4 protein-coding genes are annotated in these 4,395 nt (G+C 42.7%); 2 read left to right on the top strand and 2 right to left on the bottom strand.

Annotation, left to right across the window (positions count from 1 at the left end; all coding sequences use genetic code 11):
- Together glpK and E1176_RS05230 are read left to right on the top strand one after the other, a co-directional pair.
- Positions 1–1,473, top strand: a 1,473-nt coding sequence (gene glpK, locus E1176_RS05235; RefSeq protein WP_155209514.1) for a glycerol kinase GlpK, incomplete at its 5' end; no start/stop codon positions are given.
- Entirely contained in the window at positions 1,470–3,122 is a 1,653-nt protein-coding gene (locus tag E1176_RS05230) for a glycerol-3-phosphate dehydrogenase/oxidase (RefSeq protein ID WP_246205944.1), read from the top strand. The genes glpK and E1176_RS05230, both read left to right, overlap by 4 nt.
- Here E1176_RS05230 and E1176_RS05225 read toward each other — a convergent pair whose 3' ends face one another.
- Both E1176_RS05225 and E1176_RS05220 read right to left on the bottom strand, forming a co-directional pair.
- Positions 3,123–3,377: a SemiSWEET transporter gene (locus tag E1176_RS05225; protein ID WP_155209513.1), complete on the bottom strand. Its 255-nt coding sequence runs from the start codon at positions 3,375–3,377 to the stop codon at positions 3,123–3,125.
- 2 nt (positions 3,378–3,379) lie between these two features.
- Positions 3,380–4,395: ROK family protein (locus E1176_RS05220; protein ID WP_343030504.1), on the bottom strand; the 1,016-nt coding region annotated here is incomplete at its 5' end.

Below are 4,395 nucleotides of genomic sequence, written 5' to 3'. Positions count from 1 at the left end.
ATTGCTATTGATCAGGGTACGACTAGCTCAAGGGCTGTTTTGTTTGATGCAGAGGCGCAGATGATTGCCATCGAACAGCAGGAGTTCAGTCAGTATTTTCCTAAATCAGGGTGGGTAGAGCACGACCCGGAAGAGATTTGGTCATCGCAAGAAAAAGTATTGGTAGACCTCATAGAAAATAACAAAATAGACTCAAAGGAAATCGCTGCTATTGGCATTACCAATCAAAGAGAAACTACCATAGTCTGGGATAGGTCTAACGGGAAGCCTATACATAAAGCCATTGTGTGGCAAGACAAACGAACTTCCAAATTTTGTGATGAGCTCAAAGAACAAGGCCATGAGGATTATGTTAGAAAAAATACCGGACTGGTTATCGATAGCTATTTTTCCGGAACAAAGGTAAAGTGGATTCTCGACAATGTAGATGGTGCCAGGCAAAAAGCTGATAAAGGCGAACTGTTATTTGGTACGGTCGATTCCTGGCTGGTTTATAAGCTGACGGAAGGGAGTAAGCATTGTACCGATCACACCAACGCTTCCAGAACAATGCTGTTTAACATCAAAGAAATGAAGTGGGACGATAAGATGCTCGATTTGCTTGACATACCCAAAAGCATGGTGCCTGAAGCAATGGCCTCAAATGCCCACTTCGGAGATTGGAATTACAAAGGACAAACTATTCCAATCCATGGAATTGCCGGTGACCAGCAAGCAGCACTTTTCGGACAAACCTGCATAGAGCCGGGAATGGCAAAGAACACATATGGTACAGGTTGTTTTATGCTTATGAATACAGGTGATGAGCTTCATGAATCTAAAAATGGCCTTTTATCTACCATAGCTTACAGCTTGGATGAAGAAACCAAGTACGCCCTGGAGGGTAGTATTTTTATAGCCGGGGCTGTGGTGCAATGGCTCCGTGATGGACTGGAGATCATAGATCACGCTGAAGACACAGAAGATATGGCAGAAGAAGTTTCAGAGGTCGATGACCTGATCATGGTGCCCGCATTCGTGGGTATGGGTGCTCCTTACTGGGATCAGTATGCTCGAGGTGCCATATTTGGCATCAACAGAGACACTAACCGCGCACATTTTGCTAAGGCTGCCCTGGAGTCAATGGCCTATCAAACCAAAGATATCTTAGACGCGATGCAAAAAGATTCAGGCATTACGCTAGAGGAACTTAAGGTAGATGGTGGGGCTGTGAGCAACAATTATCTCATGCAATTTCAGTCCGATTTATTGAATGTACCGGTAATTCGACCAAAGTACAAAGAGTCGACAGCACTGGGAGCAGCACTTATGGCTGGATATGGCGTGGGTATTTTTGATAAAGAGAGACTCAAGTCGTTGCAGGAAGTGGATAAAGAATACACTCCTAAGTGGTCGCAGGAAAGACGAAAAAAAGCCTATGCCTTATGGCAAAAAGCGATCAAAAGAACGCTCAATTGGTTAGATGAAGAATGATGAATTTATTTAATGCACATAACAGACCTCAATTAATCGAGAGGCTCAGCAATGAGCAGTATGATTTACTCATCATTGGGGGTGGTGTAACAGGGGCCGGAATCGCTTTGGATGCAATAGCGCGAGGTTTAAAAGTGGCTTTGCTAGAAAAGAATGATTTTGCCTCAGGTACCAGCAGTAAATCTACAAAGTTGATCCACGGGGGCTTACGCTACCTAAAACAGTTTGAAATCGCCCTGGTGAGAGAGGTCGGAAAGGAGCGGGCTGTGGTTCATCAACTGGCTCCCCATCTTGTGCAATCAGAAAAAATGTTGCTTCCACTCATAAAAGGGGGGACTTATGGTAAGATTCTCACTTCTTTTGGCCTTATGATTTATGATGTATTGGCCGGGGTAGAAAAGGTAGATCAGCGAAAAATGCTTTCTAAAGAAGAGACCATGAGTCGCGAGGAGCTTTTGGATGAAGCTAAAATTGAAGGTGGAGGCTTATACGCAGAATATCGTACTGACGATGCGCGCTTGACCATTGAGATTATGAAAACTGCCGTAGCACGTGGTGCACATATGATCAATTATGCAGAAGTAACAGATTTTGTATATGACAATAATCAAAAAATATCCGGCATTTCGTGGGTCGATAACCTCACAGAAAAAGAGTATTTGACCAAGGCCAAATATGTCATAAGTGCAGCCGGTCCATGGGTTGATAAGATCAGAGAAAAAAACCATTCATTAAACGAAAAGCACCTACACCTGACAAAAGGGGTACATATTGTTATACCACATGAGAAATTTCCCGTGAGTCAATCGGTGTATTTTGATGTGCCTGACGGAAGAATGATTTTTGCTATTCCACGCGGCAGAGTTACCTATGTAGGTACAACGGATACAGATTTCTTTGGTGATATCGATGATGTACGCACCGACCTGCAAGACGTGATATATCTGTTAGATGGAATCAAGCACATTTTTCCTGAAATCAGACTTACCGTAAGCGATGTTGAATCGAGCTGGGCCGGTCTGCGGCCACTGATTGAAGAGGAGGGAAAGTCTGCATCAGAGCTTTCGCGTAAAGATGAAATTTTTGAATCAGACACAGGCTTACTTTCGATTGCAGGAGGAAAACTCACAGGATATCGCAAAATGGCGGAGCGTATCGTTGACAAACTAGCCAGAAAAATTGAGGATCATGAAGAAGTTGATATTCCAGGTAGCAAGACTGAAAATATTGTGCTAGGTGGAGGTGTATTTAAGAATGGCAAAGAAGTGGAGTTGTACACAGCAGAAATATTAGGGAGACTATCAGAGTTGGAGCTTGATGATTATTATGCGGCTTATTTGGTTAGCAATTATGGTCGGCAAACAGATGAGATCCTCAGAGAATTAAAAAATCAACCTCACGACAATAATGAGTTAGCACTTATTCTGGCAGAACTTGATTTTACTATCAAAAACGAGTCAGTACAAACAGCGGTTGATTTCTTTGAAAGACGCACCGGCAGATTGTTCTTTCATATTCAGTCAGTAGATGAATTTAAAGAAGCGGTACTTAAGGCCATGCAAGAGCGCTTTGCATGGAGTGACACTCGCCTGGAAAATGAGCGATTATACCTCAATTCTGAGTTAGATCGGGCTAGAAATTTCAACTAACTAGCCGTGTCGTAGTTTAAAAAACAATATGATTGATGACAATACCAATGTAAAAGCATTTGCAATAATGATCGGTAAGTCATTGATTAAAAGACCGTAAACTAACCAGAGAAAAACTCCCAAACTAAATATCAGAAACATCCCCAGTGAAAGGTCCTTGGCGGATTTAGTTTTCCAGGACTTAATCACCTGTGGTAGAAACGCAATTGTAGTGCAGAAGGCCGCAACCAAGCCGATAAGCGTCACAACACTCATCGTTACTTAGCATTGATGTACTTCCAAACAAGGCTGCTAGCGCCTAAAATCGGAGCATCATCATCTTTCAATCCGGAAGGGAGCAATCTTACTTTTCTACCTCTAAACATAGGCATTAGAAATTTTTCGAGGTTTTCTCTCGCTGGCTCAAACAAGTGTTTCCCTGCTTTAGCTAGACCACCTAAAAGAAATATTGCCTGAGGATCGGTGTGTACCACAAAGTCAGAGAGTTTCATGCCAAGTACACGCCCTGTGTATTTAAAGGCTTCTATAGCAATGTGATCACCTCGTTTGGCAGCTTCAGTGATGGTTTTAGTAGATAGATCGTCAAAGCTTATGGAGCGCAATAGGCTCGGTTCGTTGTAGTCAGCCATGAGTTTGTAAACTGTGCGCCTAATGCCCGTAGCGCTCACATAGGTTTCCAGGCAGCCACGCTTGCCACATCCACAAAAACGACCATTGGCATTTACCAATGTATGTCCGAGCTCACCAGCAAAACCATGGTACCCATATACAATCTCTCCATTGATCACGATACCACTGCCAAGGCCGGTACCCACGGTGAGTACCACAAAATCTTTAAGGTGTTTGGCGTTACCATAAGTCATCTCTCCAAGAGCAGCAGCATTCGCATCGTTTGTGATGATCGCTGGCAGCTCAAATCGCTCTTTTACAATTTCCGCTAGAGGCACAATGTTTTTCCAGGGGAGGTTTGGTGGGTTTACCAATGTGCCATCATGGAAATTAGCATTAGGTGCACCAATACCTATACCCAGAATGTCAGCATGATCAATATTAGAAGGTATAATGCTTTCTAACTCCTTATAAACTGTATCGATGTACGGTTTTATTTCACTATACTCCTGAGTTTTGATCTTACCCTGAGCAAAAATTTCTCCTTGCTCATTGCTAATTCCAAATTTGGTATTAGTACCCCCAATGTCAATTCCAATAGCGTATTTCATACGAATTTTATTAAATCGATAATATTTTAGAAACCCTGAATGCCTCTTCTTCA

The organism is Fulvivirga aurantia (genome assembly GCF_009711475.1).
Taxonomy (GTDB): Bacteria; Bacteroidota; Bacteroidia; order Cytophagales; family Cyclobacteriaceae; genus Fulvivirga; species Fulvivirga aurantia.
Note: the sequence above shows the minus strand (reverse complement) of the source record. Positions and strands in the feature narration are given on the sequence as shown.

Excerpts from the sequence above, each read along its gene's own strand:
- E1176_RS05230 (WP_246205944.1), top strand. The coding sequence starts at position 1,470 with ATGATGAATTTATTTAATGCACATAACAGACCTCAATTAATCGAGAGG.
- E1176_RS05225 (WP_155209513.1), bottom strand. The coding sequence starts at position 3,377 with ATGAGTGTTGTGACGCTTATCGGCTTGGTTGCGGCCTTCTGCACTACA.